At 70.1% G+C, this 25,637-nt stretch carries 23 protein-coding genes, 2 tRNA genes, 1 other RNA gene and 1 pseudogene; 13 read left to right on the forward strand and 14 right to left on the reverse strand.

Annotation, left to right across the window (positions count from 1 at the left end):
• Position 1: 1 nt before the first annotated feature.
• From ACIA5C_RS42915 to ffs, 5 genes and pseudogenes are all read right to left on the reverse strand, one after another.
• Positions 2–1,009, reverse strand: coding sequence for an ABC transporter permease (locus ACIA5C_RS42915; protein WP_396065947.1), 1,008 nt, complete (start codon positions 1,007–1,009; stop codon positions 2–4).
• Positions 1,010–1,416: 407 nt separating this feature from the next.
• On the reverse strand, positions 1,417–2,010 hold the full coding sequence (gene recR, locus ACIA5C_RS42920; protein WP_396065949.1) for a recombination mediator RecR: 594 nt from the start codon (positions 2,008–2,010) through the stop codon (positions 1,417–1,419).
• A gap of 4 nt (positions 2,011–2,014) precedes the next feature.
• Positions 2,015–2,314 carry a YbaB/EbfC family nucleoid-associated protein gene (locus ACIA5C_RS42925; protein WP_396066173.1) on the reverse strand — a complete coding sequence of 100 codons (300 nt, stop codon included), beginning with the start codon at positions 2,312–2,314 and terminating at the stop codon, positions 2,015–2,017.
• Positions 2,315–3,970: 1,656 nt separating this feature from the next.
• A pseudogene (locus ACIA5C_RS42930) lies at positions 3,971–6,241 on the reverse strand (DNA polymerase III subunit gamma and tau); the annotation flags it as partial.
• A gap of 82 nt (positions 6,242–6,323) precedes the next feature.
• Positions 6,324–6,420, reverse strand: an RNA gene (gene ffs / locus ACIA5C_RS42935) — signal recognition particle sRNA small type.
• A gap of 82 nt (positions 6,421–6,502) precedes the next feature.
• Here ffs and ACIA5C_RS42940 point away from each other — a divergent pair.
• Positions 6,503–6,590, forward strand: a tRNA-Ser gene (locus ACIA5C_RS42940).
• A gap of 58 nt (positions 6,591–6,648) precedes the next feature.
• Here ACIA5C_RS42940 and ACIA5C_RS42945 read toward each other — a convergent pair.
• The 3 genes from ACIA5C_RS42945 to ACIA5C_RS42955 form a co-directional block, all read right to left on the reverse strand.
• On the reverse strand, positions 6,649–6,990 hold the full coding sequence (locus ACIA5C_RS42945) for an STAS domain-containing protein (RefSeq protein ID WP_396065951.1): 342 nt from the start codon (positions 6,988–6,990) through the stop codon (positions 6,649–6,651).
• 165 nt (positions 6,991–7,155) lie between these two features.
• Complete coding sequence (locus tag ACIA5C_RS42950; RefSeq protein ID WP_396065953.1) at positions 7,156–7,365, reverse strand: hypothetical protein; 210 nt, start codon at positions 7,363–7,365, stop codon at positions 7,156–7,158.
• 393 nt (positions 7,366–7,758) lie between these two features.
• Positions 7,759–7,845 (reverse strand) — tRNA-Ser (locus ACIA5C_RS42955).
• A gap of 149 nt (positions 7,846–7,994) precedes the next feature.
• On the opposite strand from ACIA5C_RS42955, the gene deoD reads away from it, so the two are divergent.
• Positions 7,995–8,702, forward strand: coding sequence for a purine-nucleoside phosphorylase (gene deoD / locus ACIA5C_RS42960; protein WP_396065955.1), 708 nt, complete (start codon positions 7,995–7,997; stop codon positions 8,700–8,702).
• Positions 8,703–8,809: 107 nt separating this feature from the next.
• Here deoD and ACIA5C_RS42965 read toward each other — a convergent pair whose 3' ends face one another.
• The 4 genes from ACIA5C_RS42965 to ACIA5C_RS42980 form a co-directional block, all read right to left on the reverse strand.
• Positions 8,810–9,262 (reverse strand): nucleoside deaminase, encoded by a 453-nt coding sequence (locus ACIA5C_RS42965; RefSeq protein ID WP_396065957.1) that lies wholly within the window; start codon positions 9,260–9,262, stop codon positions 8,810–8,812.
• Positions 9,259–9,783, reverse strand: coding sequence for a tRNA adenosine deaminase-associated protein (locus tag ACIA5C_RS42970; RefSeq protein WP_396065959.1), 525 nt, complete (start codon positions 9,781–9,783; stop codon positions 9,259–9,261). Before ACIA5C_RS42970 ends, ACIA5C_RS42965 begins: the two co-directional genes overlap by 4 nt.
• A gap of 91 nt (positions 9,784–9,874) precedes the next feature.
• Positions 9,875–10,048 (reverse strand): hypothetical protein, encoded by a 174-nt coding sequence (locus ACIA5C_RS42975; RefSeq protein WP_396065961.1) that lies wholly within the window; start codon positions 10,046–10,048, stop codon positions 9,875–9,877.
• A 102-nt stretch (positions 10,049–10,150) separates the two neighbouring features.
• Positions 10,151–10,504, reverse strand: coding sequence for a hypothetical protein (locus ACIA5C_RS42980; RefSeq protein WP_396065963.1), 354 nt, complete (start codon positions 10,502–10,504; stop codon positions 10,151–10,153).
• 248 nt (positions 10,505–10,752) lie between these two features.
• On the opposite strand from ACIA5C_RS42980, the gene ACIA5C_RS42985 reads away from it, so the two are divergent.
• Both ACIA5C_RS42985 and ACIA5C_RS42990 read left to right on the forward strand, forming a co-directional pair.
• Positions 10,753–11,700: a prephenate dehydrogenase gene (locus ACIA5C_RS42985; protein WP_396065965.1), complete on the forward strand. Its 948-nt coding sequence runs from the start codon at positions 10,753–10,755 to the stop codon at positions 11,698–11,700.
• Between the two features lie 40 nt (positions 11,701–11,740).
• Positions 11,741–12,310, forward strand: a complete 570-nt coding sequence (locus ACIA5C_RS42990; protein ID WP_396065967.1) for a DinB family protein — start codon at positions 11,741–11,743, stop codon at positions 12,308–12,310.
• Here ACIA5C_RS42990 and mtnA read toward each other — a convergent pair.
• Entirely contained in the window at positions 12,307–13,269 is a 963-nt protein-coding gene (gene mtnA, locus ACIA5C_RS42995) for an S-methyl-5-thioribose-1-phosphate isomerase (protein WP_396065969.1), read from the reverse strand. The two genes, ACIA5C_RS42990 and mtnA, sit on opposite strands and share 4 nt — an antisense overlap.
• 40 nt (positions 13,270–13,309) lie before the next feature.
• Here mtnA and ACIA5C_RS43000 point away from each other — a divergent pair, with 40 nt between their 5' ends.
• From ACIA5C_RS43000 to ACIA5C_RS43035, 8 genes are all read left to right on the forward strand, one after another.
• Complete coding sequence (locus ACIA5C_RS43000; RefSeq protein ID WP_396065971.1) at positions 13,310–14,374, forward strand: PHP domain-containing protein; 1,065 nt, start codon at positions 13,310–13,312, stop codon at positions 14,372–14,374.
• Positions 14,375–14,413: 39 nt separating this feature from the next.
• Positions 14,414–16,081: a DUF885 domain-containing protein gene (locus ACIA5C_RS43005; RefSeq protein WP_396065973.1), complete on the forward strand. Its 1,668-nt coding sequence runs from the start codon at positions 14,414–14,416 to the stop codon at positions 16,079–16,081.
• Between the two features lie 468 nt (positions 16,082–16,549).
• Positions 16,550–17,677, forward strand: a complete 1,128-nt coding sequence (locus ACIA5C_RS43010; protein WP_396065975.1) for a hypothetical protein — start codon at positions 16,550–16,552, stop codon at positions 17,675–17,677.
• The gene (locus tag ACIA5C_RS43015) at positions 17,664–20,663 is read left to right on the forward strand and encodes a nitrate- and nitrite sensing domain-containing protein (protein ID WP_396065977.1); all 3,000 of its coding nucleotides are present in this window, start codon (positions 17,664–17,666) and stop codon (positions 20,661–20,663) included. Before ACIA5C_RS43010 ends, ACIA5C_RS43015 begins: the two co-directional genes overlap by 14 nt.
• The gene (locus ACIA5C_RS43020; RefSeq protein WP_396065979.1) at positions 20,660–21,127 is read left to right on the forward strand and encodes a roadblock/LC7 domain-containing protein; all 468 of its coding nucleotides are present in this window, start codon (positions 20,660–20,662) and stop codon (positions 21,125–21,127) included. Before ACIA5C_RS43015 ends, ACIA5C_RS43020 begins: the two co-directional genes overlap by 4 nt.
• Positions 21,124–21,588, forward strand: a complete 465-nt coding sequence (locus ACIA5C_RS43025) for a DUF742 domain-containing protein (RefSeq protein ID WP_396065981.1) — start codon at positions 21,124–21,126, stop codon at positions 21,586–21,588. The genes ACIA5C_RS43020 and ACIA5C_RS43025 overlap by 4 nt, the downstream gene beginning before the upstream one ends.
• 70 nt (positions 21,589–21,658) lie before the next feature.
• Complete coding sequence (locus ACIA5C_RS43030) at positions 21,659–22,192, forward strand: GTP-binding protein (RefSeq protein ID WP_396066175.1); 534 nt, start codon at positions 21,659–21,661, stop codon at positions 22,190–22,192.
• A 92-nt stretch (positions 22,193–22,284) separates the two neighbouring features.
• Positions 22,285–23,154 (forward strand): hypothetical protein, encoded by an 870-nt coding sequence (locus ACIA5C_RS43035; RefSeq protein ID WP_396065983.1) that lies wholly within the window; start codon positions 22,285–22,287, stop codon positions 23,152–23,154.
• 65 nt (positions 23,155–23,219) lie between these two features.
• Here ACIA5C_RS43035 and ACIA5C_RS43040 read toward each other — a convergent pair whose 3' ends face one another.
• Positions 23,220–24,158, reverse strand: a complete 939-nt coding sequence (locus ACIA5C_RS43040) for an endonuclease/exonuclease/phosphatase family protein (protein ID WP_396065985.1) — start codon at positions 24,156–24,158, stop codon at positions 23,220–23,222.
• Between the two features lie 359 nt (positions 24,159–24,517).
• Between ACIA5C_RS43040 and ACIA5C_RS43045 the strand changes: the two genes are divergently transcribed.
• On the forward strand, positions 24,518–25,636 hold the full coding sequence (locus ACIA5C_RS43045; RefSeq protein WP_396065987.1) for a UDP-N-acetylglucosamine 2-epimerase: 1,119 nt from the start codon (positions 24,518–24,520) through the stop codon (positions 25,634–25,636).
• The last annotated feature ends 1 nt before the right edge of the window (position 25,637 follow it).

Raw genomic sequence — 25,637 nt, forward strand, 5'->3', positions numbered from 1 at the left:
GTCACCGCGCCTTCGGATCGAGGGCGTCGCGCAGACCATCACCGAAGAGGTTGAAGGCCAGCACGGTAATGAAGATCGTTCCACCGGGAATGATCATGAAGAGTGGGTCGTAGCGGTAGAACTGGAGCGAGTCCGACAACATGCCGCCCCAGGACGGGTTGGGCGGCGGGATACCGACACCGAGGAAGCTCAACGCCGCCTCGGTGAGGATGTTGGTCGGGATGATCAGCGTCGTGTAGACGAGAATCGGGGCCGCCAGGTTGGGCAGCAGCTCCCGGAAGAGGATGCGCGGCGCGCGGGCGCCCAGGCTCCGGGACGCTTCAACGAATTCGCGTTCGCGCAGCGACAGGGTCTGCCCGCGGACGATGCGGCCGATGTAGGGCCATCCGAAGAACCCGATGACGACGACCAGCACCAGGACTCGCGACCAGCGCCCGCCGAGACCCAGGATGGTTCCCGGAAGAACCGACACCAGGGCGATCGCGAAAAGAAGCTGCGGGAAGGCGAGCAGGAAGTCCATCACGCGGCTGATGATCGAGTCGACCCAGCCGCCCACAAAGCCGGCCGTCAGCCCGAAGAACACACCGATGATGGTGGACAGGAACGCGGAGAGGAACGCGACCGTGAGCGATGTCTGCGCGCCGTAGACGATCCGGCTGAAGACGTCCCGGCCGGAAGTCGGCTCGACGCCCAGAAGGAAGTCCTTGCTGATGCCCCCGAAACGGCCTATCGGCGTGCTCAGCGTCGGGTCCACCTGATCGTTGTGGTATTCGTCGATCGGGTGCCCGAACCAGCGCGTCAACAGCGGCGCGGCAATCGCCACCAGGATCAGCAGGATGACCACGATTCCGCCGGCGATCGCCACGCGATCCCGCTTCAGGCGGCGCCAGGCGATCTGTCTCAGCGACCGACCAGCGATCGCGTTCTCACCGACGTTCCGCTCGGCGGCCGCGTCGTCGGTCGGCGTCGTCGACTCGTCAGTGATCGACGCCTCTGGGCCAAGCGACATCTATTCGCCGGTCCTCTCCCGGCGGCCGGAACGCACGGGAGTCCACGGTCACCGGCGCGAGGGGCAGCGAAGACCCTCCAGACCGGAGACGATGGCCCACGCAGCGAACGGCAACCGATCGGTTATCGCATGCCTCGAGTGCCGACCCTCGTCACGCTCGGTCAGATCAGACCGATGCCACGAAGGCACTCGACGGCGGGTGTGGCCGCCATCGGAAGGAACATTCACCTAATGGGCGCCTCTGGTCAAGTTCGCCGACGGTACGCGGGCAGTTCCGTGTCTCCCTCGTGATGCGACCGTGACCTGGGGCCCCGACCAAACGGAAACTACCCCTTAGATAGCCTGCAAACAGTGAATCCGGACTAAAACGCTGCCGGACTGTGATGATCACGTTACGGAAAGTGGATCTAGACTGCTCGGCGTCCCTCGAACGCCCGACCGAGCGTGATCTCGTCGGCGTACTCGAGGTCACCGCCCACCGGCAGGCCACTGGCCAGACGGGTGACCGCGATCCCCATCGGCTTAACCATCAACGCCAGATAAGTCGCCGTGGCCTCACCCTCCGTGTTGGGATCTGTGGCCAGGATCAACTCCTTGACCTCGCCCGTACCCAACCGGAGCAGCAGCTCACGGATGCGGAGGTTGTCCGGCCCGATGCCCTCGAGCGGATTGATGGCACCACCCAGGACGTGGTAGCGCCCGCGGAACTCACCGGTCCGCTCGACCGCCACGATGTCCTTGGGCTCCTCGACCACACACAACACCTCGTTGGTGCGGCGGGTGTCACGGCAGACCCGGCACTGCTCCTCCTCGGACACGTTGAAGCAGACCGTGCAGAAGCGCACCTGCTCCTTGACCCGGCGCAGCGCGGTGGCGAGCCGGTTGACGTCGACCGAATCGGCGGACAGCACGTGGAAGGCGATGCGCTGGGCGCTTTTCGGGCCGACGCCCGGCAGCCGCCCCAGCTCATCGATCAGGTCCTGGATGGCGCCTTCGTACACGAGATCAGAACCCCGGCAGAGACAGGCCGCCGGTCGCCGGGCCCATCTTTTCCTCGGTGAGCTCCCGCTGCGCCTCGGCCGCGTTGTGGATCGCCGCCAGCACCAGGTCCTCGAGGGTCTCGACATCTTCCGGGTCGATCGCCTTGGGGTCGATCTTCACCGACTTGTATTCACCCAGCCCGGTCACCACCACGGTCACCAGCCCGCCGCCGGCGGTGCCGGTCAGCTCCGCCTCGGCGAGCTCGGCCTGCGCCTGGGCGACCTGCGCCTGCATCTTCTGCGCCTGCTTCATGATCTGCTGCATGTTCGGCTGTCCACCGGGGCGCATCGCACCGCTCCTCAAAGTCGTTTAGGTCATGCCAGGTGACGGCCGTCAATGTCACGGCGGCCGTTCACCGCGCCCAGCGTAGCCGCCAGGCCCCGCCCGCCCGCAGAAGCCACGACCGCCTCGACCGGCTCAGCTTTCCCCGATCTTCTCGGCGCCGAACGCCTCCTGAAGCAGCCGCATCGCCTGCTGCTCACTGCTCTCCCGCGCGGTCTTCTCGTCGATCACGTCGTCGAGCGGCTCGTCCCCCGGGGCAAAGCCCTCCAAACTCGGCCCGTCAAACTCCGGGTCGTAGGGCGCCTCCTCAGTCGGAGACCCGTCGGACCACGCAGCGTTAGCCCCGCCGCCCGCCCGACCGCCCGCGCCACGCGCATTGGCCGCGGCAGCAGCCGCCGCCCGCGCGGCGGCCAACCCACTGCCCGGCCCACCGTTACGCCCATTTCCCGTACGCGCGGAGCCCGCCCCGGTCGATCCCGCACCGTCCCCGGCACCGGCCCGCTGCCCACCGCCGCCGGCCGCCTTGGCCGCGGCCCGAGCGGCAGCCATCGCCCCAGCAGACCCACCAACACCCGACCCTGCCGCAGCCTGACCCGCGCCCTGGCCAGCCACGCCCTGGCCAGCCACGCCCTGGCCAGCCGCGCCTTGACCCGCCGCGGCTTGGGGCGCCACGTTTTGGCCTGCCACGCCTTGGCTGGCTCCACCGCCTGCACCCTGACCGGTCGCGTCAGCCATTCCCGACCCGGCCGAGCCCGCTGCAAGGTCGCCGGTGACGGCCGCGCCGAAGTCGGCACCGCCTCCCGACGAGCCGATGGCTCCGCTACGCAGCCCGCCACCCTCTGGTGAAGGTCCAGCCTGATCTGCGCCGCCGTCGCCGCTCTCGGTTCCGGTCGCGGTCGGGCCGGCGGCGGTGCCGGACTGGGCTGAGCCCTGACCAGGCGCACCCGCCCCCGGCCCACTGCCGTGTCCAAACGCAACACCGGTCGACGCATCGCCGACAGCCGAGGCCGACGGTTCACCCTCGCCGCCCGGCGTCGGCGACTCCGAGCCGTCCAACCCCGTCGTGCCGTCGCCGGCCATCCCTGCTCGCGCCGAGCCGTCGCTGCCCTGCGCCCGCCCGGCCGCGCCGATCCCCGCGCCACCGGCGAAGCCACCACCCGCCGCGCGGCCCGCAACGCCGCCATCCGTCGCGCCACCGGCGACGCGGCCATCGCCGGCGTGGCCCGCAAAGCCGCCGTGCACCCCGCCGCCAGCCAAACCACCATTCGCCGTCTGGCCCGCAATACCGCCGTCCGCCGCGCCACCGGCCAAGCCACCGTCCGCCGCCTGGCCCGCAAAGCCGCCATCCGCAGCGCGACTGGCGGACCCAGTAACCGAGCCGGGCCCGTGGGACCGGGCACTGTCCGGCGGTGCGCTGCCGGAGTCAGCCGCCGCGCCGCCGACCGGGCGTACTTCCGGCCAGCCGTCCTCCTCGTCGGCCGGCTGGTCGGCCGGGGCCGCGACCGGGGCGCTGGGCGCCGACGGACCGCCGGGCCGGGCCGGTTCCGGCCAATCGTCGTCGCTCGGGGGTGGGACGTCCTCGGTGCGGCGCCGGCTCTGCGGGGCTCGTTCGGAGGCGCGGACCGCCTGCTGAGCGCCGGCCGGTGTCGCCTGGGCGCGCGGGGCCGCCGGGCCGCCCCCGGATCCGTTCCGCGTGGGGCCGCCGCCATTGCCGGACGCTGAGCCGCGGCTGGGGCCACCTGACGTCGGCGCGGTCGCGCCGCCGTCGCCGGCTACCTCGCAGCGGACCTGCCAGCGGCCACCGAGCGCCTCGTAGAGCGCGTTGGAGATCACGGACGCCTCGGGCGCGACCATCCGCGCGTGGGCCGGGAACCGGAACGTCAACACCACCGTGTCACCGTCGAGGTCACGCACCGTGGCCCCGGATGCGAGCGCCGCTACCTTTTTACTCTGCCGGCCGAGGGCGGTGACGATTTCCGGCCACACTTCGCGTACGGCCGTCACGTCGAGTGCACCCGGCACGCCCGCGTTGACCGCGGCCGCCCCCGACTCCTCCGGCGCGTCGGGCAGCACCCCGGCCGGCTCAGCCCGCCGGGTTGCCTGCGGCGGCACCGACGGCCCGGAACCCCGCCCGGCCACCTCGCCTGGCTCCGGCGCCTCACTGCCCGGCAGAGCGTCGCGACGCGCCGACAAATCGGCGGGACCCGCACCCTCGGCCCGCGGCGCCGGCTCGGCGTGCTCGAAGTCAGGCTCCGGCTCGTCGTCCCACGGTGGCTCGGCGTCGTAGTCGGGCTCAGCCGACGGCCCTGCTCCGGCGGAGACTGCCGCCTGGGCGGAGACCGCCGGTTGACCAGCGTCGGCCGACGCGGCCTGCCGGTCTGGACCCGCCGCCCCGGACCGTCCTTGACCTGCGGCATCCGAGCCGCCGGACGGGGCCTGATCGACTGCGCCCCGGTCTGCTTGTTCGCCCTGCTCCGAGCCATCCGCGCTGGTTTCCTCACCGCGGGCGGCGTCCGGGGCAGCACTCGCCGCCGCGGGAGCAGACGCGGGCTGGGCTGCCCGTGCGCCGGAACCGGCCGCCGGACCACGCCGACCGGCCGCCGCCGCAGCGGCCGCCCGGGCCGCCGACAGGCCACCCCCGGACGACGCGATGCCACCCGACCCCGCGGGCTCGCCGACCGGCGGAACGGCCACTCCGGCCTCAGTAGCGGGAGGCGGGGGGAGCTCACCGCGTACGGAATCGGCGCCGAGCGTGAGGCGCCGCTCCATGCGCTCCAACCGCTGGAGCAGCGCGCCCGACGAATCGTCGGCGCCCGGCAGCAGCATGCGCGCCATGATCAGCTCGAGCAGGAGGCGGGGGGCCGTCGTGCCGCGCATGTCGACCAGGCCGTTGTGCACGATGTCGGCGCAGCGGGAGAGGGTCGCCGGGCCGAGGCGGGTCGCCTGGGCGGCCATCACGTCGAGCTGGTCGGCCGGGCCGTCGATCAGGCCCTTGGTGACCGCGTCGGGTACCTGCTGCATGACGATCAGGTCGCGGAAACGCTCGAGCAGGTCGGAGGCGAAGCGCCGCGGGTCGTGGCCGGCCTCGGCGACCCGGTCGATCGTGGCGAACGCGGACGCGCCGTCGCCGGCCGCCAGGGCGTCGCACATGTCGTCGAGCAGTGTGACGTCGGTGACGCCGAGCAGGGCGACCGCCCGGGCGTAGCTCACGCCGTCGGGGCCGGCCCCCGCAATCAGCTGGTCGAGCACCGACAGCGAGTCGCGCGCGCTGCCACCGCCGGCCCGCACGACCAGCGGGAAGACCGCCGGCTCGATCGGGATGCCCTCGGCCTCGGCGAGCTGCTGCAGGTAGGGCCGGAGGGTCGCCGGCGGGATCAGCCGGAACGGGTAGTGGTGGGTGCGGGAGCGGATGGTGCCGAGCACCTTTTCCGGCTCGGTGGTCGCGAAGATGAACTTCACGTACTCCGGCGGCTCCTCGACGAGCTTCAGCAGCGCGTTGAAGCCGGCCGACGAGACCATGTGGGCCTCGTCGATCACGTAGATCTTGTAGCGGCTGCCGGCCGGGGCGAAGAACGCCTTTTCGCGCAGGTCACGGGCGTCGTCGACCCCACCGTGGCTGGCCGCGTCGATCTCGATGACGTCGATCGACCCGGCGCCGTCGTTGGCCAGCGACCGGCACGAGGCACAGACGCCGCACGGCTCGGGGGTCGGGCCCTGCTCGCAGTTGAGCGAGCGGGCCAGAATGCGGGCGCTGGACGTCTTGCCGCAGCCGCGCGGGCCCGAGAAGAGATAGGCGTGGTGCAGCCGACCGCTCCGCAGCGCCTGCGACAGCGGCTCGGTGACGTGTTCCTGGCCGATGACCTCAGCGAACGTGCGTGGACGGTACTTGCGATAGAGCGCGAGTGCCACTACCCCTCCTCAACGACCGCGCCATTGTCCGTCGGGGGTACGACAAGAACCAAGCCGGTGCGGCGACGCAAAGGAGTGGAAACAGAAGGACCCCCCGTGCACCCGCCAGAGCCCGTTTATCCTTGCTGCCTTCCGGCCCTGGGGAGGTTCACGAGATGCACGCCGCACGAGGGGCTGACTGAAGCCTACCGGGTCCCCCAACCGGTGCGGGGCGCGACCCGGGCGTGGGCCCGAAGTCCGGCCTCTTGTAGGCTGTCCGACGGAGGATTCGCCTAGTGGCCTAGGGCGCACGCTTGGAAAGCGTGTTGGGTTAACACCCTCACGAGTTCGAATCTCGTATCCTCCGCCAGCCCGAAACACCGAAGGCCGGACCTGATGGTCCGGCCTTCGTTGGCGTACGGGGTAAGTCAGAGCTGAGCGGCCGCAATGGCGTCGTCCACCTCAGGGAAGATCGCGAAGTAGCGGCTGAGACCGACCGTCTCCATGAGCTGGCTCAAGAACGGGTTGGCGCCGGCGAAGCTGAGCCATCCGCCCCGCGCCGCGATGACCTGCTTGCTGGTGATGAAGGCGCTGAGGCCGACCGAGTCGCAGAACTTCAGGTCGGTCAGGTCGACGACGATCCGCGGCACCGGGCGTTCGAGCAGGCCAGCCAGCGTCTCGTGCAGCTGGTTCGCGGTGTCCGCATCCAGTTCGCCCTGCAGGTGCAGCACGGCGACGTCCGGGCGGTGATCGGTGACTTTGGCCTGCATGGCTGGTCACGCTAGATCCAGAGAGGCCATTGCCGCCGGACAATTAGTCCGGCATCAGACACAAAACGGACCGGATCCCAGGGGCAGTAGGGATCCGGTCCGTTCGGGAAAATTCGGCTGGCCGATGATGTCAAGCGATGCGGCACAGCCCGGCTCCTGGCGCTCCTAAAGCTTGCGCCACTGCCAGCGTGAACCACGCCACGCGTCCGCCAGGATCATGGCCGAGGCCTTACCCGGACAGTTTTGCACCTTCGACTTGCCTTGCGGCCCACCCATCTGAGCCTCGACTTCCCAGGATTCGCCGTCGGTGCGGACGTAGACATCCCGGCGGGCGAGCCGGGAGTCACCATTCCACCAGTGATGCTCAACTCTCACATGACAAATCTAGGACACATCACGGGGATCGGCGCCATGCGATCTTGTGAATCTTTCTCACCACCCGGCCGAGTACGCATTGTCTGATCCGGTGGATTTGGTCCCCGTGACTTGCGCAACACCCACCATATTAGGGCGGTTCACAGACTACTACACGCGGTAATCGGCCCAGCTAGCCTGAGCTGCCCCCGGAGGCCGAAACGCCTCCGTTACGCGGAGGACATCTGATCATGGACGACAACCGAACGGCGGAGGTCCCACTAGGGCGGACGGGGGACCGCAGGGCGGGCACACAGCGTGATCAGAGACGAAGTCGATTCGCCGCCATGTGCACCAAAACGCGAATCGCCCGGTCGGCTCCGAAGAGCCATCCGGGCGATTTTCCGTGCGCTGCGGTGGTGAAGGGATTTGAACCCTTGGAGGGCTTGCACCCTCACACGCTTTCGAGGCGTGCTCCTTAGGCCGCTCGGACACACCACCGCGAAGTAGGTTACCGGACGCCTGCGGCGGCCTGCCGCCGGGTCACCGTTTCGCCGCCCGCGGCCGACCGCGAGCCTGTGACCTGGCAGGATCGGCCCGGCAGCAAGAGGACCGCGACGACGCGGCACGGCATAGAGAGAAGACGACGCATGAGCGTGCACATCGGCGCGAAGCCGGGCGAGATCGCCGAGCGGGTCCTGCTGCCCGGTGACCCGATGCGGGCCAAGTGGATCGCCGAGACCTTCCTTCAGGACGCGGTCTGCTACACCGAGGTTCGGGGCATGCTCGGCTTCACCGGCACCTACCAGGGCGAACGCGTGTCGGTGCAGGGTTCCGGCATGGGCATGCCGTCGGCCTCGATCTACACCCACGAGCTGATCAACGAATACGGTGTGCAGTCGGTCATCCGGATCGGCTCGTGCGGAGCGCTCGCCATGGACCTTCAGCTGGGCGACGTCATCGCGGCGATCGGCTCGGCCACCGACTCCAACATGAACCGGGCCCGCTTCGACGGCCTGATCGACTACGCCCCGGTGGCCGATTTCGGTCTGCTGCGCACCGCGGTCGAGGTTGCCGAGGGCCAGGGCGTCTCGATGCGCGTGGGTCCGATCCTGGCCGCCGACGCCTTCTACACCGACCGGCCCGACCTCTACGACTCGCTGGCCGACTACGGCGTGCTCGCGGTCGAGATGGAGTCCGCCGCGATCTACACCATCGCGGCCCGCTACCGGGCCCGTGCGCTGACCATCCTCACGGTCAGCGACCACATCAAGACCGGCGACAAGATGGACTCGGCCCAGCGCGAGAAGGGCTTCGGCGACATGGTCCGGATCGGCTTGGCGACCGCGATCGCCTGAGCGGCCGACTCACGGCCGCGGCGACCACGGCTTTTCCCGTACGCGAAGGGACCGCGACCCAACCGCAAGCGCGACCGAACCCGGCCTTGCAAGCCCGGGCCGCCCCGCTAGCGGAAAAAGTCGCGCACCAGAGCGGCGCACTCCCGCTCGAGCACCCCGGAATAGACCTCTGGCCGGTGGTTGAGCCGGCGGTCGCGTACGACGTCCCAGAGTGACCCGACCGCGCCCGTCTTGGGCTCCCAGGCGCCGAAGACCAGCGTCGCGACCCGGGCCAGCACCAGCGCCCCGGCGCACATCGTGCACGGCTCCAGCGTCACCACCAATGTGCAGCCGGTCAGCCGCCAGCTACCGGCGATGACGGCGGCCCGGCGCAGGGCCAGGATCTCGGCGTGCGCGGTCGGGTCGCCGATGGCCTCGCGCTCGTTGCCGGCGGCCGCCAGTTCCCGGCCGTCGGGGTCGAGGACCAGGGCGCCCACCGGCACGTCCTCGGGGAACGCCGACGCCACCTCGATGGCGCGGCGCATCCACGTCTCGTGTTGTGGCAGGGCGGCCAGGCTCACGCCTCGCGCAACTCTTCGACCTCGTCGCCGCAGCCGATCTGCTGGCAGATCTCGGCGGTGACGTCGGCCGGCATCATGCCCTCGCGTCCGCACAGTGTGAGCAGCCGGTTGGCGCTGACCCCGAGGTCGTTGAGCAGTTCCGCGTCGCCGACCGGGTCGGCGTCGGGGTCGGGCGCAGGCGTGTCCTCTTCCTCCTCCTCGGCGTCCTCGTGGGCCGCGGTCAGCTCGTCGATCTCGAGCGCCGGGGCCTCGATCTCACCCAGCAGCATCGAGCCGACCCGCGACTCGTCGGCGAACGCCGAGTCGGAGCCGAAGACCCGCAGATCTTCGCCCTCGTCCAGGCGCAGGATCGCCAGGTACAGGTCGTCGCTCTCGACGAACAGCAGGGTCAGGCCGGCGTCCGGATCGACCTCGCGCAGTGCGTCCACCACTTCGTCGATGTCGCCCAGTCCGGACAGGTCCAGCTCGGACGCGGTCCACCCGTTCTTGCCCCGGGCGACGGCGGCAGCGAATGTCGACAAGATTCCCCCCACGCGACTGTTGTCCTTCAGCGAGTGACGGTAGCGGGAACTCCGGCGGGCGCGACGCGCCACGCCTTGAGAAGCAAGGAAGTCAGTTCACCAGGCGACGACGGATGGCGATGAGCTCACGAAGACGGGCGCCGCGCAGGCGGCGCGGCTGGTTGGACTCGCGTGCCGTTTTGGCGTCGGCGAGGGCGGCCAGCAACTCCAAGCGGCGGCGGCGACGATCGGGGTCGGGATCGAGCCGTTGCGATGCGGGGGGCATGACCCCGAGATTGACGGAGTCGCGAACCCTCGTCAAGGGCCAGTGCGGACGGCGATGAGGACGGCACATCGGGTCGCCGAGGACCTGTTCAGACCGGCGTCGTCACCACAGCGGCCAATTGTCGGTCATGATCCATCGGGCGGCCACCAGAGCGAGGGCGATCGATAGGCCGAGGCCGCTCGCGATGGCCACTCCGGTGGCGGCTCCCCGGTCGCCGAGGAAGCCCAGGACCAGCGCGACCACCCAGGCCGTGACTCCCGCCACGATCGTCCACCACGCGTAGGTCGCGAGGTCGTGCCCGAGTGTTCCGAAGAGGATGAACCAGACCACAGCGGCGCCGAGCCCGGCGAAGAGCGGGCCGGAGCGGATCGGGTGTGCTTCGCGGTAGACCGGCCGGGGCGGCAGACCGGGGAAGAGCCCGGAGGGAGGCCGCATCTGCGGTTGTGGTTCCGCCATCCCGCAAAGATAGAGCACGGGACCGCATCCTCGCCCAAAGATGCGGCCCCGTGCAGCCGGGAGAAAAGCCTGTGCAGCCGGAGAAAAGGGGCCGGTGTCCGGCGCCTGAGGGTGGAAGGCGCCGGCCTGTTGACGGTAAACCGGAGGATCACCACTTTCTAGTCGTAAAACGGACGAAACACCCGCGGTAACGGGGGATGGCGACCTGTCCGAACGGCTGATCTTGGACGGTGTGCGAGAGTTCCCGGGTGAACGTGGCCGTCATCGGACTGGGACTGATCGGCGGCTCGCTGCTGCGCGCGTTCGCCGCCACCGGGCACGAGGTGACCGGCTTCGACGCCGACCCGGCGACCCGCGAGCTGGCGGCCGAAGCCGGCTTCGCGGTGACCGACACGATCGGCGGCGCCGAAGTGGTGGCCCTCGCGGTGCCGCTGACCGTGCTGCCTGAGGTGCTCGCCGACCTGACCGGGCACCCCGGGCTGATCACCGACGTCACCTCGGTCAAGGGCCCGGCTCTCGACCTCGCCCGCAAGCACGGCCTGGCCCGGTTCGTCGGCGGTCACCCGATGGCGGGCAGGGAGACCTCCGGCTTCGAGGCCGCCGACCCGGCACTGTTCGCCGGTTGCACGTGGGTGCTCGGCCTCGAGCGCGAGACCCGCCTCGACGACTGGCTGACCCTGGCCGCGCTCTGCACCGCGCTGGGCGCCCGCGTCGTTCCCACCACCGCGACCGAGCACGACCGCGCGGTCGCCCAGGTCAGCCACGTGCCTCATCTGCTGGCCGCCGCCCTGGCCCGCCAACTGGCCGACAATCCCCTGGCCGGCGCCCTGGCGGCGGGCTCGTTCCGCGACGGCACCCGGGTCGCCGCGACCCGGGCCGAACTGACCGCGGCGATGTGCGGCGGCAACGCGGCCGAGGTGGAACACACCCTGCAGGCCGTCCTCGGCGACCTGCACCACCTGCACGACCTGCTGGAGACGCCCGACCCGATCAGAGCCCTCCTCCCGCCCCTGACCGCGGCGAGCGACCTGCGCCGGGCCTGGCCGCCACGCCCGGCCGAAGGCGTGACCGAGATGCCGGCCGAGGCCGAACGGCTGCTCGCGCTCGGCCGGGCCGGGGGCTGGGTCACCGAGGTGGCGGACGATCGCCGGACGGTAAAAACAAAGCGGCCGGAAACTGACCGCAATCACTCCTAGCGTGGAGTTCGTCAACACGACGGACTCCCAAGGAGACAACATGCCCGGTCAGGTCGGCCTCGTCGGCAACGAGCAGGAGGGCCTCCTCGCCTTCCTCGCCCAGGCGCGTTACACGCTCAAGCTCACGGCGTACGGGCTGAGCGACGAACAGTTGCGGGCGGCGCCCAGCGCCAGCGCCCTCAGCGTCGGCGGGCTCATCAAGCACTGTGCCTCGACCGAGGAAAACTGGCTCGGCACGATCAAAAACGAGCCGCAGACCGCCGACTACGACGCGTACGGCAGGAATTTCGCCCTCGCCGAGGGCGAGTCGATCGATGAGGTCTTCGCGCGCTATGACCGCGTCGCCGCGGAAACCGAGAAGACGGTCGCGGAGATCGGCGACCTCGGGCACCGGATCCCGGTCGATCACTCGGTGCCGTGGAACCGCAAGGACCTCACGCACTTCACGGTTCGCTACATCCTGCTCCACCTGATCCAGGAGACCGCACGGCACACCGGCCACGCCGACATCGTGCGCGAGACGATCGACGGCGCGACCGCGTTCCCGCTGCTCGCGGCCGCCGAAGGCTGGCCCGAGACGCCGTGGCTCAAGCCCTGGCAGCCCAGCTAGGGGCGTTCTCCGCGGTCGAGGCGAATCACCCGGCGGTCGGTGACGATCGCGGTGACCAGGTCGTGCGGGGTCACGTCGAAGGCCGGGTTGAACGCCTCGGCCCACGGCGTGACCTCGGCTGAGCCGCGGTCCTCGATCTCCACCGCGGCACCGTCGGGCGTGCCCACGTCCACTGTCGACTCGGGTGCGACGACCACGAACGGCAGACCGGCCCGGCGCGCCCCGAGCGCGTGCGAGTACGTGCCGATCTTGTTGATCACATCGCCGTTGGCGCAGATGCGGTCGGCGCCCAGCACCACGCCGTCGACCTCGCGGCGCGCCATCAGGAACGGGCCGGCCGAGTCGACCGCGACCCGGTGCTCGATGCCCCAGCGCGACAGCTCCCACGAGGTGAGGCGGGCACCCTGGAGCAGCGGCCGGGTCTCGCTCGCCACCACCCCGGCCAGCGCGCCGCGCCGATGTAGTTCGTGCACCACGCCGAGCGCCGTGCCGAGCACGACCGCGGCGAGGCCACCGGTGTTGCAGTGGGTCAGCAGCCGCGGCCGGTCACCGCACAGTTCGAGCAGCAGGTCGGCGCCGCGGGCCGCCATCGCCTGGGACGCGACGATCTCCTCGTCGCGGATCGCGTACGCCTCGGCCAGCACCGCGTCGGGGCCGAGCCCGATCCGGGCGGCCGCGCGCCGGACGCCCCGGGCCAGGTTGACCGCGGTCGGCCGGGAGGTCTCCACCTTCTTGACCGCCACGGCGCGCGCGGCCGGATCGTCGGCGTGCACCCGGGCGGCGAGGGCGACACCGAAGGCACCGGCCACGCCGAGCGCCGGCGCTCCGCGTACGGCCAGGGACTGGATCGCGGCGATCAGCTCGGGCACCGTGTGCAACCGGAGGATCCGCAGCTCGCCCGGCAGGGCGGTCTGGTCGATGATCTCGATGGCGCCGTCTACCCAATCGATCGTCCGCATGTCCGCGAGCTTATGAGGTGCCGTCACTAGGGTGGGCAGCATGGCATCTCGTGACCCGGTCGCCGATCTTCGCCGCATCGCCTTCCATCTGGAGCGGGCCAACGAGGCGACCTATCGGGTGCGGGCCTTCCGCTCGGCCGCGGCCGCGGTGTCCACGCTCGACGAGCAGGAGCTGACGGCTCGGGCGGCGGCCGGCACGCTGGCCGAGCTCTCCGGAATCGGCGACGTGACCGCCCGCTGCATCACCGAGTCGCTGGCCGGCGACGAGCCGGTCTATCTGCGCCGCCTGCTCTCGACCGCCGGCTCCGACCTGCAGGGTGCCGCGGCCACGTTGCGCGACGCCCTGCGCGGCGACTGTCACTCGCACTCCGACTGGTCGGACGGCGGCTCGCCGATCGAGGAGATGGCGCTCGCCGCGGTCGAGCTGGGCCACGAATACCTGGTGCTCACCGACCACTCGCCGACGCTGAAGGTGGCGAACGGGCTGACGCCGGCCCGGCTCCGCCGACAACTCGACCATGTGGCCCGGCTCAACGACGCGCTGCCCGACGGCTTCCGCGTCCTGACCGGCATCGAGGTCGACATCCTCGACGACGGCTCGCTCGATCAGGAGGACGCGCTGCTGGCCCGGCTGGACGTGGTGGTCGGCTCGGTGCACAGCAAGCTGCGCGACGAATCACCGCGGATGACCAGGCGGATGCTGAACGCGATCGCCAACCCGCACCTCGATGTGCTCGGGCACATGACCGGGCGAAAGGTCCTGGCGAAGGGCGACGGCGACAAGGGTCACCGCGGCGGGCGTACGCGTCCGCCGAGCACTTTCGACCTCGACAAGGTGATCGCCGCGTGCATCGAGCACGACAAGGCGATCGAGATCAATTCCCGGCCGGACCGGCTGGACCCGCCCAAGCGGATGCTGACCGTGGCGGTCGAGGCGGGCTGCAAGTTCACGATCGACACCGACGCGCACGCCCCCGGCCAGCTCGACTGGCTGGACAACGGCTGCAAGCGGGCGGCGCTCTGCGCGGTGCCGGTGGAGGACGTGGTCAACACCTGGCCGCTCGACAAGCTGCTCGCCTGGACCAGCACTCACAGTGCAAATTAAGGGGGGCGCCCGGCCGGGCCCCGTCGGTAGGGTCTGCGCGTGGGACGAATTGATGACCTCGCAAACCGTTACGTCGATGAGTGGGCCGAGCTCAGCCCGCTCGGCGCCACCTACACCGGCATCGCCGGCCACGACGGCCAGACCGACGACCTCTCGCCGGCCGGCTACGAGGCTCAAGCCGAGCTGATCCGCCGCACCCTCAACGACCTCGACGTGATGGAGCCCGAGCACGAGTCGGACCAGGTCGCCAAGGAGGCCATGCAGGAGCGGCTCGGCCTCGAACTGTCCCGGCACGACGCCGGCTCGGCGGCCGAGCTCAGCGTGATCAGCAGCGGGCTGCACGCGCTGCGTGGCGTCTTCGACATGATGCCCACCGAGGGCGAAGAGGCGGTGTCCAACATCGCCGCCCGGCTCAACGACATGCCCCGCGCTCTCGAGCAGTACAAGACGACCCTGCGGACCGAGGCCGAGGCGGGCCGGGTCAGCCCGCGCGCCCAGATGCTGGCTGTCGCCGAGCAGTGCGACGCGTGGACCGATCCGGACCGCGACGACTTCTATCGCGGGCTGGCCGGCCGGTTGACCGCGGACGGCGCGCTGACCGCCGAGCTGACGCGGGGCGCCGACGCGGCCACCGCGGCGACCGCCGACTTCGCCGAGTTCCTCCGCCTCGAGCTCGCGCCGCAGGGTCGCGAGAAGGAAGCGGCCGGCCTCGAACGCTACGAGCTGGCCTCGCAATACTTCCTGGGCGCCAAGGTCGACCTCCACGAGACCTATCTCTGGGGCTTCGCCGAGCTGCACCGCCTCGAGCGCGAGATGGAGGCGGTCTCGGCAGTCGTCGCCGGCTCCGGTGCCTCGGTGGCCGAGGCGGTCGCGACCCTGGATGCCGACCCGGCCCGCAACATCGCGGGCAAGGAGGCGTTCCGCGACTGGATGCAGGCGCTGGCCGACAAGGCGATCAGCGAGCTGAACGGCACCCACTTCGACATCGAGGCGCCGGCCCGGCGCATCGAGTGCTGCCTGACCCCGACCAGCGACGGCGGCATCTATTACACGGCCCCGAGCGAGGACTTCTCGCGCCCGGGCCGCATGTGGTGGGCGGTGCCGGAGGGTGTCACCGAGTTCTCCACCTGGCGCGAGGTCACCACCGTCTATCACGAGGGCGTCCCCGGCCATCACCTCCAGGTCAGTCAGGCCCTCCTGCGCGCCGACTCGCTCAACCGCTGGCAGCGGCTGCTCTGCTGGTGTTCCGGGCACGGTGAGGGCTGGGCGCTCTACGCCGAGCGGCTGATGGATGACCTGGGCTACCTTCAGGACCCGGGCGACCGGCTGGGCATGCTCGACGGGCAGGCGCTGCGGGCCTGCCGCGTGATCGTCGACATCGGCATGCATCTCGAGCTTCAGATCCCGCGCGACAACCCGTTCGGCTTCCACCCCGGCGAACGCTGGACGCCGGAGCTGGGCTGGGAGTTCCTGCGGGCGCACACCCGGGCCGAGGAGAAACTGCTCCGGTTCGAGTGGAAGCGCTACCTGGGCTGGCCCGGCCAGGCGCCGTCCTACAAGATCGGCGAGCGGATCTGGCTGCAGGCTCGCGAGGAGACGAAGCAGCGCAAGGGCGCCGATTTCGACCTGAAGACCTTCCACCGGGACGCTCTCAATCTCGGTTCGCTCGGTCTCGATCCGCTGCGTAAGGCGCTCGCTCGCCTGTGATTTGTCCCGGACAGAACGGGCCTTTCCATCGGAAAGGCCCGTTTACCTTTCTCAGCGCAATAACGTGATTACTCTGCGTATAGATTTGGCCCGGTCACAATTACCATCCAACTGGGATCATGCGGGTTTCGGCACGGCCGGGTGACGGCTACCATCCTCGCGGTAACCCCCGACGCTGCGGAACCGCTTTGGGCTGCGGTTTCGCATATCGGCTTCCCGCACCTGAACGCTCGTTACAACCCTGACGGCGGCCCCCTGTATCCCCCGATCAGACGAGAGAACTCTGACCCTTGGAAAGGGGTTACTTGAGGTTTTCTCGGATAGATTGGCCCGGATCCGTGCGCCCGCCCGGCTACGGACAGTAGCCGAAATAGCGGTCCATCACCTGTGGATGGCGGAGGACAAACAGTAATGAACAGCCGACGATCCCGTTTACGCTCCGCCTTCGCGGTGATTATGACGGTTTTGGTGCTTGTGCCGACAGCGATCCTGTTCGGCAGGGTTTGGCAGGACAACTCGAGCCGCCATTCCAGCACCGCACTCGAGCAGAAGGGCGTCGAATACCTCACCGCCCTGGCTCCGCTGATCAACTCGCTCGTGGAATACGAGTCGTCGGCCGTACAGGGCATCGGTGACGCTCCCGATTCCCTCAAGCCCGCGATCGCCAAGGTCTCGGACGTCGACAACCGCCTCGGTGACGACCTCAAGACCAAGGACCGCTGGACCGGGCTGCAAGACAAGATCGGCAAGCTGGCCAAGGTGCCGGGCGGTCAGCTCGCGGTCTTCCAGGCCCACTCCGAAGTCCTCGACCTGGTCGTGGCGCTCTACGACTCGGTCCGCCGCAACTCCGAGCTCAACCGCGACCCGGACAACGACCTGTCCAACCTCCAGCAGGCGGTCGCCGTCGACATGCCGGCGGCGGTGCAGCACACCAACCAGATGGGCACGCTGGCCAACCTCCAGCAGACGCGCAAGGGCCCGATCACCGTTCAGTTCGGCGAAGAGGTCCTCGCCGTACAGAACGCGGTCGCCAACCTCACCGACGACCTGCAGGCCGCGGTCGAGGACACCAAGAGCCAGACCCTCAGCGGCAGCCTGGTGACCACGCTCGACCAGTTCCGCCGCGGCATCGAGTCGATGAACCGCGGTGCCAACCTGGGCGGCGACCCCAACATCGCGACCATCGCCGTCGCGCAGAGCTCGCTGCAGACCGCGCTCAACAGCCTGGCCGGCGTGACCCTCCGCGAGATGGACAAGCTGCTCGACGAGCGGACGAGCACGATCAACTACCGGCGTACGGAGGCGGTCGTCCTCGGCCTGCTGGCGATCGTTCTGGTGCTCGGCGCCCTGATCTGGCCGGCGGCCGCCCGCCGTCGGGAAACCCCGGCCGAGCCGGTCGCCCGCCCGGTCGGCGAGACCACCCGCGACATCGTCGCCAGCTCGAGGTCCGCGGGCTACGGCCCCGGGGCCCGGCTCCCGTCCGCGGGGAACGTGCCCGGTGCGCCGGCGGCGTCCGCCCCCGGGCCGTACGACCAACTGCCCGCCTACGGCGAGGTCAACCCGACACGGCAGGAGCGATCCGGTGCTGTTCGGTAAGTTCCGCATCCTGGGCAAACTCGCCCTCCTGGTGCTCGTTCCGCTGCTCGGTGTCGTGGCGCTGACCGTCCCGATCATCGTCAACCGTGCGTCCGCCGCCCAGGACGCGCAGAACATCTCCAACCAGGTTCAGCTGGCCACCCGCGTCAGCACCGCGCTGCAGCAGCTCGAGCTGGAGCGCCTGCTGTCGGTCGGTTTCCGGCTCGGCCTGGTCGACGAGCCGACCCTGGTCGTGCAGACCGCCAAGTCGGTCGACGCGGTCGCCCGGGTCGACGACGGCGGCCTGCAGGTCTCCAAGGAACTCAAGCGGGCCCTGCGTAACACCGACCGGCTCGACAACACCCGGCAGAACGTGATCAACCGGGCGATCACCCCCGACGTGATCGTCACCGAGTTCACCAACACGATCAACCCGATCATCGGCGGCCTGGCGCTTTCCTCGAACGCCGACCTCAAGACCGGCGTCGGCCGGCAGGTGTTCGCGCTCGAGCAGGCACTGCGCTCCGACGACCTGATCAGCCAGGCGTCCGGCTACCTGACCGCCGCGACGATCAGCAAGGCACCGGGCTTCATCAGCCTGTTCTACTCGACGCTGGTGCAGATCCAGCAGGTGATCGCGAACGCGCAGGCGTTCTTCACCGACTCCCAGTACAAGCTCTACATCGGCGCCCAGGACGCGTTCTCGTCCCGGGTCGGCGACCAGTTCCTCACCCAGGCCGCGGTCGACCCGACCGGGGCGGTGACGCTGCTCAACATCAAGACGCTGTTCCCGTCCCTGCAGTCGGTGCTCGTCCTCGGTGGCTTCGTCGAGAAGCGTGTCGCCGCCGACGTGGACGCCACGGTCACGACCAGCCGCAACAACGCCATCCGGGACGCGTCGCTGATCGGTGGCGGCGCCCTGCTGCTGCTGATCATCGTGGTCGCGCTCTCACTGTTCATGGCCCGCGCGGTCGCCCGGCCGCTGCGACGCCTCACCGGCTCGGCCGACCGGATCGCCCGCGCCGCCGAGGCCGAGCTCGAACGCGTCGCCGACGACGAGGCCGAGCACGTACGCCCGATCCGACTCGACCCGGTCGACGTCGAGGCCCGAGACGAGATCGGCGACCTGGCCCGAGCGTTCGACCGGGTCCAGACCACCGCCGTACGCCTGGTGGAACGCCAGGTTCTCGGCCGCCGCAACGTCGCCCAGATGTTCGGGCACGTCGGACGGCGTACGCAGAACCTGGTCGGCCGCCAGCTGGCCCTGATCGACAACCTGGAACGCCGCGAGACCGACAGTGACCGCCTCGGCGACCTCTACCGTCTCGACCACATGTCCAGCCGTCTTCGCCGGAACGCGAGCTCGCTGGTCGTCCTCTCCGGTGGCGCCGGCGCGAACGAGCACATGGCACCGCTGCCGTTGGTCGACGTGGTCCGGCTGGCCCTCGGTGAGATCGAGGACTACACCCGTGTCGATCTGGACGTCCCGGACGAGATCGTGGTCGTTCCGGCGATCATCGCCGACCTCACCCTGCTGATGGCCGAGCTGATGGAGAACGCCACCACGTTCTCCCCGCCGCACACCCGCGTCGTGATCTCGGCCGGTGAGCTGCGCGGCGGCGCCCGCCTCGCGGTCATCGACAACGGCCTCGGCCTGGCGCCCGAGCGCATGGTCGAGGAGAACGCCCGTCTGACCCGCCGTGAGCGCCTCGACCTGGCGCCCACCGAGGTGCTCGGCCTCTTCGTGGTCGGCCGCCTCGCCCGGCGACACGGCATCGAGGTCACCCTGACCGAGACACCGGGCGGCGGCGTGACCGCCTGGGTCGACCTGACCCCGGCCCACCTGATCTCCAGCTCCGGCATGGGCTCCCTGCCGGCGGCGCCGTTCGCCTCGCAGGCGGTGCCGGCCATGGCGTCGGGCTCGACCGCGCCGATGTACCACACTGCCGAGTTCGCGCAGGTGGTCACCGGTTCGTCGACCGTCCGGTCGGCGCCCGGCAGCCAGCAGCCCTTCGACCCGGTAATCCTCGACCGCGCCACCCGCACGATCGAGGCGAGCGGCTCGTGGAACGCGTTCGCCACCGAGGGCAAGGAGGCGATCGACGCGGAGTACGCCGGCCAGCCGGTCTACGACGCCGAGCCGGTCTACCAGCCTCCGGCATATCAGGAGCCGGTCTACCAGCAGCCCGCGTACCAGCAGCCGGCCGCCTATCAGCATCCGGCCCAGCAGCCCGCCTATCAGCTGCCGGCCCAGCAGCCCGCGTACCAGCAGCCGGCCCAGCAGCCCGCGTACCAACAGCCGGCCCAGCAGCCCGCGTACCAACAGCCGGCCTATCAGCAGCCGGCGGCGTACGACCCGGGCGTTCCGGTGGCCGGCCATGGGATGCCGCAGCTGCCGATGCCCGAGCTGCCCGCGGCCGGCGGTTCCTCGTGGGGCCAGCCCACCCCGGAGCAGACCGCCTGGAGCACCGTTCCGGCGGCCCAGCCCCCCGCCTTCCCGCACCAGCGGGTCGACGAGGACTACCGCTATCCGACGCCGACGCCGACGCCGACGCCGGCTGTCGCGCCGGAGCCCGCGCCGGCCAATGAACCTGCCACCAATGGATCCGCCACCAATGGATCCAACGGCACCCCGCTGCGCCGCCGGGTGCCCGGCAGCCAGCTTCCCACTGAGACCAGCACCTCGCTGCCGACCGCTCCGCCGTCGCAGGACGACGCGGTCGCGGCCCGGGCGGCATTCGACGCCTTCGAGGCCGGCGTGAGCCGCGCCGAGTGGGACGTCGCCGAGACCGACATGTCCTCGCCGCCCTCGGCTGGACATGCGCCTCTCGCCCGTCGAGTGCCAGGTGCGACTTTGCCACGGGACGAGCCGAACAGCCCGCCCCCGCCGGTTGCGGCGCCTCCGCTTGATCCGGACGCCGCACGCGCATTGATGGAACAGTTCGAGTACGGAGTCGCACTCGCACTGAGCGAAACTCAGCCACAACCCGAGGGACAACCGCGATGACTTCCCCTTACAGCACCGACACCGGTAACGGCCGTGACTACGCCCCCCAGCTGAGCGCCGAGGCCAAGACGTTCAACTGGTTGCTGGACTCGTTCACCTCGGGAACCGCGGGAGTGATCGAAGCGATCGCCGTCTCCTCGGACGGCCTGCTGATGGCCATGTCAGCGATCAAGGACCGGCCCAACGCCGAGCGTCTCGCCGCCGTGGTCTCGGGTCTGACGAGCCTGTCCGGCGGCGCCGCGAGCTGGTACCGGCTGGGAGCCCTCAACCGCGTCATCATCGACATGGCCGAGGGTTACCTGCTGGTCACGGCGATCAGCGCCGGCTCGGTGCTGGGTGTCATCGCCGACCGGTCGGCCAACCTCGGCACCCTCGCGTACGAGATGACGCTGTTCGCGACCCGCGCCGGTGGTGCGCTCAGCCCGCGCCTGATCGCTGAGCTGAAGAACGCCGTTCAGCAATGACCTATCCGGACCCCGACGACCCGGCGCATCCGGCTCGGCCGAGCGTCCGACCTTTCCTTTCGTCCGGCCCCCAGCATTCGGCCGGTGGTTACCGTCCTCCCGCCCGAGGGGCCGAACCGCCGGCCGATGATCAGGGCTCGACGCTGCGCCCGTTCGTCATCACGTCCGGGCGCACCAACGGTGCCGATCCCGAGATCGGGATGGAAACCCAGGTGACCATCATTCCCGGTGCCCCTCCGGTCCGGCTCTCGCCGGAGATGCGCGCCATAGTGGGTCTCTGCAATGAACCGCATTCGGTGGCGGAGATCTCCGCCCGGTTGCGCCTGCATCTAGGAGTCACCCGCATTCTGGTCGGCGACCTTCGTGCCGCCGGCCAGCTGGACGTCCACGTGCTGGACAACGAAACCCCTGACCCTGAGACCATCATGCGAGTGATCCGTGGACTTCGAGCAATCACCTGACCGCATCGTCGGCTACGCCCCCGTGGGGCAACAACGCCGGCAGAAGAAGGCCCCGGTCCCCGTCAAGATCATCGTCGCGGGCGGCTTCGGTGTCGGAAAGACGACTACCGTCGGCGCCATCTCCGAGATCTCGCCGCTGACCACCGAGGCCGAGATGACCTCCGCGTCGGTCGGCATCGACGACCCCGGCCAGGCCGTGATGAAGACCACGACGACCATCGCGATGGACTTCGGCGTCCTCACCATCGACCAGACGCTGAAGCTCTACATTTTCGGCACTCCGGGGCAGTCCCGCTTCGCGTTCATGTGGGACGACCTGATCAAGGGAGCCCTAGGTGCCCTGGTAGTGGTCGACACCAACCGCATCGACGACTGTTATCCAGCGGTCGACTACTTCGAGCGGGCCGGCCTTCCGTTCGTCGTCGGCGTCAACACCTTCAACGGACATATGGCCCACAGCCTGGACGAAGTGCGCTGGGCTCTGGCCATCCGCGACGACGTGCCCGTGCTCTCCTATGACGCCCGTTTCCGGGCCTCGGTGCGCGACGCCCTGCTAGTTGTTCTCGACCGCGCGCTCGACAAGGCATTGCGGGCAAAGTCGTAGGGTGACGGCCGGGTCGCAGAGATCGAGGTTCCCAAATCGGCCTTCGAACAGGCACAGTGGGTACCGTCGAAGCTGACGGGAAGGACTGTGACGTGCGAGGCGGACTTGACGACGCGCTGGAGAAACTGGCGCGCCGCGACGAGCTGCGTCGCCGGGCGGCACATGAGGCCACCGGCACACCGGCGGCGGTGAACGAGCTCGTCGAGGCGATTGCCGCGGTCGTGGGACGGCATCCCCGGCTCGGCGTGACCGTCGGTGTCGAGGGTGAAGGCGACCCGATGGTGCTGCGGTTCTATTACGAAGACGGCCAGGTGCAGGTCACGGCGGAAAACAGCGTGGCCACCCAGCCCCGCGCCGACTTCGACGTCGAGGTGGGCGAGCCGGTCGAGGAGTTCCCACCGGCCTACCCGGGCACCGAGACACCACGGATGAGCCAGGACGATCAGGATCGCTTCGGACCTGCGTACGGCTACGAGCAGCCCGCGTACGAGCAGCGCTCCTACCATCAGCCGGCCTACTACGCCGAGCCGGAGACCACCGAGGGCCACTTCGGCGGCTTCGAGCAGCCCGCGGCCGACTACGGCACCGCCGATTCCGCTGAGCCGACCGACCTGGGCGCCCGCATGCGCGACCTGGGCATGGCGTCGTCCCACGACTCCGGGGCCGAATTCCCGCCCCACCCGCTGGCTCCGACGCCCCCGCCCACCATCCCGCCGCAGACCACCCGGCGCATCGACCCCGAGCAGTACCGGGCACCGTTCGAGCCGGCGGCCGACCAGCGAGCGGGCGTAACGGAGCGTCTGGTCCCGCCCCCGCCGGTCGAGCCGCGTGGCATGCCGACACCCTTGCCCGAGCCGATCCCGCTGCAGGTGGAACGCCCGGAGGAGACCGAGATGGCAGCCCGGCGCCTGGCCGCCCTGCTGCGCGACGACCCGACCCTGCTCAGCCAACGCCCCGATTAGGTCCGGCGCCCGAACAAGGCCACTTGGTCCAAGCAGGACGGGCGCTCCGGGTAGGACGAATGCGCTCAGCCGGGTCGGCGGTCCCATGCGACGGAGGCGACGCCGATGCCGGGAGTCGAGTCGGCGGCTGCTGTGGCTGCGGTTGCGGTTGCGGTGCCGAGCAGCACGCGGTGGTCCGACATGGCGGTGGCCACGGTGGACGCTTGCGGCTCGACGAAGCGCGACAGGAACACGTAATCGATCTTCTTCGCGGCAAACGTCGGCAAATCGCCCATTTCCGAATTCCTGGCTCGCGTTTCGTCCAATTCGGTAAAGCGGGCGAACATCGGCTCGAGCGCCGGATCACCGGGCACCGTGTTGAAGTCTCCGCCGACGATCGCCGGGTGACCGGACCGCGACCGCACAAATCGCTCGACCGCCCCCAGTTGCTCCCGCAATGTCTCCCTCGGCGACGGCGACAGATGCACCCCGGCCACAAAAGTCGGCCGACCGGCGATCGTGGTGGTCACCCCGAGCAGCACCCGATGCTCCACGCCGGGTGACGTCGGCAGATGATCGACCACGCTGTGTGTGATGTGGCCTCGCACCAGAACCGCGACGCCGAATCCCGTGCCGTGCCGGGTGTCGTCGTTTGCGCAGGCCGGGCTCCGGGTCTGGGCCTCGAAGCGCCCGCTGAATCCACGCCGGGCGAGCAGGCTGCGCACCTGCCGGAACTGGCTGTAGCAGAGTTCCTGCAGCAGCACGACCCCCACGCCCCGCTCCGTCGCCACTCGCGCGACGAATCGGGCGGTCGACGCGACTTCCCCGTGCCGACAGATGCCGCCGCAGACATTGAACGACATAACACCCAATTTCCCGTACGCGTCCCCGCGCGCCCCCACCGCAGAACCGGAGCGGGGCGGCCCCCCGGCCCATCCCACGCTGGAAAATCCGAGCGCCAGCAGCACCCCGCCGACGGCGACAGCCAGTAGCGGCCAGTGGCGCTCCCCCGAGCCGTCGTTCACCGCAACCCCAACCGTCCGTCATTGCTCGCAGGCCTCATCCGTTCTCCTTCACCTTCACCGATCCGTGGTTCCGCCTGTGAACCCGAACCGGACGTTAGGTCGGTAACCGCCACCGCGACCATCCGCCGATAAGCCGACAAATGACTTTCACTCTCCCGAGAACATCACGCCGCGTGTTGGTAGGCGAGCAATCAGAGAGCAAACAAACGTGCCCGATTTGCCCGGTAATCGCGATGCTGGGTCGTCTGGGTTCGGCTTTTCGGCCACAGTCCGTGATCGTGAGGCGCGAGGCCTTGAATCACGCTCAGTGACTGCATAACGTTCGGCTCGCCGCGCAAACCCCGAGCCGGAGTCTGAACATGCCACTCCCCGAAGTCCACCTCGTCGGTGGGACCAGCGCCGAGGCCGCCCGCCTCGCGCCGGTCGCTACGGCCATGCGCGAGCAGGCCCGGGTCGAGCCGGTCCTGCTCGCCGCCGGCCCGGAGCCGCTCAGCTTCGTCCAGACGCTGGACGTCTTCGACCTCACCGCCGCGCTGGCCCTACCGGCGAGCGCCGACGACGCCGAGACGATCTTCCGGCTCGACCAGCTCTGGTCGACCCGTACCCCGTCGGCGGTGGTCGTGCAGGGCGATGCGGGGGCGAGCCTGCCGGCCGCCGTCGCGGCCTACTGGCGGCGGATTCCGGTCGTGCATCTGGACGCCGGAAGGCGCTCCGGCGATCTCGGCGCCGCCGAACCCCACCGGAGACTGCTCACCCAGTTCAGCGCCCTGCACCTGGCGGCCGCGCCGCTCGCCGCGATGAACCTGCTCGACGAGCGGGTGCCGGGCGGCGACGTGCTGCTGACCGGCAACACGGCGGTCGACGCGGCGCTGGCGATCCGCGACCGCCGGCCGCCGTACGCCGACCCCGCCCTGTCCGCTCTGCGCGACGCCGACCCGGCCGCCCCGCACCGGCTGCTGGTCGCCGGTCTCGCGCACACCGGCGGCGTCCGGCTCGAACAGGTCCGCGCGACCGTACGCCGCCTGACCGCCCGCTACCGCGACCTGGACGTCGTCATGCTGGGCGCCGAACCGTCCGGCCGCTCCCGCCGCGTGGTCGGTGCCGGCCCCCTCGCGTACGCCGACCGCGCCCGCCTGATCGCGGAGGCCTACCTGGTGCTGACCGACGACGGTGACTTCCAGGAGGAGGCACTCGCCTTCGGCGTTCCGGTGCTGGTGCTGCACGAGATCACCGACCGCATGGAGCCCCTCTACGCCGGTTGCGCGCGCCTGCTCGGCGCCGAGCCGGAGACGATCTTCAACGACATCGCCGAGTTGCTGGACAGCCGGGTCCGCCGTGACTCGATGACCGCGACCGGCAACCCGTACGGCGACGGCCTGGCCGCGCAGCGGGCCGCGCAGGCCACCGCCGCCCTTCTCGGGCATGGTCAGTTCCCGGAACCGATGCCCGCCCGGCCGACCGCCGGCGTGTCCCGTTAGG

It is taken from the genome of Actinoplanes sp. NPDC051343, from assembly GCF_044455125.1.
Lineage (GTDB): Bacteria > Actinomycetota > Actinomycetes > Mycobacteriales > Micromonosporaceae > Actinoplanes.

Excerpts from the sequence above, each read along its gene's own strand:
- deoD (WP_396065955.1), top strand. The coding sequence starts at position 7,995 with ATGAGCGTGCACATCGGCGCGAAGCCGGGCGAGATCGCCGAGCGGGTC.
- mtnA (WP_396065969.1), bottom strand. The coding sequence starts at position 13,269 with ATGCGGACGATCGATTGGGTAGACGGCGCCATCGAGATCATCGACCAG.
- ACIA5C_RS43000 (WP_396065971.1), top strand. The coding sequence starts at position 13,310 with ATGGCATCTCGTGACCCGGTCGCCGATCTTCGCCGCATCGCCTTCCAT.
- ACIA5C_RS42975 (WP_396065961.1), bottom strand. The coding sequence starts at position 10,048 with ATGCCCCCCGCATCGCAACGGCTCGATCCCGACCCCGATCGTCGCCGC.
- ACIA5C_RS42915 (WP_396065947.1), bottom strand. The coding sequence starts at position 1,009 with ATGTCGCTTGGCCCAGAGGCGTCGATCACTGACGAGTCGACGACGCCG.
- ACIA5C_RS42980 (WP_396065963.1), bottom strand. The coding sequence starts at position 10,504 with ATGGCGGAACCACAACCGCAGATGCGGCCTCCCTCCGGGCTCTTCCCC.
- ACIA5C_RS43025 (WP_396065981.1), top strand. The coding sequence starts at position 21,124 with ATGACCTATCCGGACCCCGACGACCCGGCGCATCCGGCTCGGCCGAGC.
- ACIA5C_RS43020 (WP_396065979.1), top strand. The coding sequence starts at position 20,660 with ATGACTTCCCCTTACAGCACCGACACCGGTAACGGCCGTGACTACGCC.
- ACIA5C_RS42925 (WP_396066173.1), bottom strand. The coding sequence starts at position 2,314 with ATGCAGCAGATCATGAAGCAGGCGCAGAAGATGCAGGCGCAGGTCGCC.
- ACIA5C_RS42990 (WP_396065967.1), top strand. The coding sequence starts at position 11,741 with ATGCCCGGTCAGGTCGGCCTCGTCGGCAACGAGCAGGAGGGCCTCCTC.
- ACIA5C_RS43045 (WP_396065987.1), top strand. The coding sequence starts at position 24,518 with ATGCCACTCCCCGAAGTCCACCTCGTCGGTGGGACCAGCGCCGAGGCC.
- ACIA5C_RS42945 (WP_396065951.1), bottom strand. The coding sequence starts at position 6,990 with ATGCAGGCCAAAGTCACCGATCACCGCCCGGACGTCGCCGTGCTGCAC.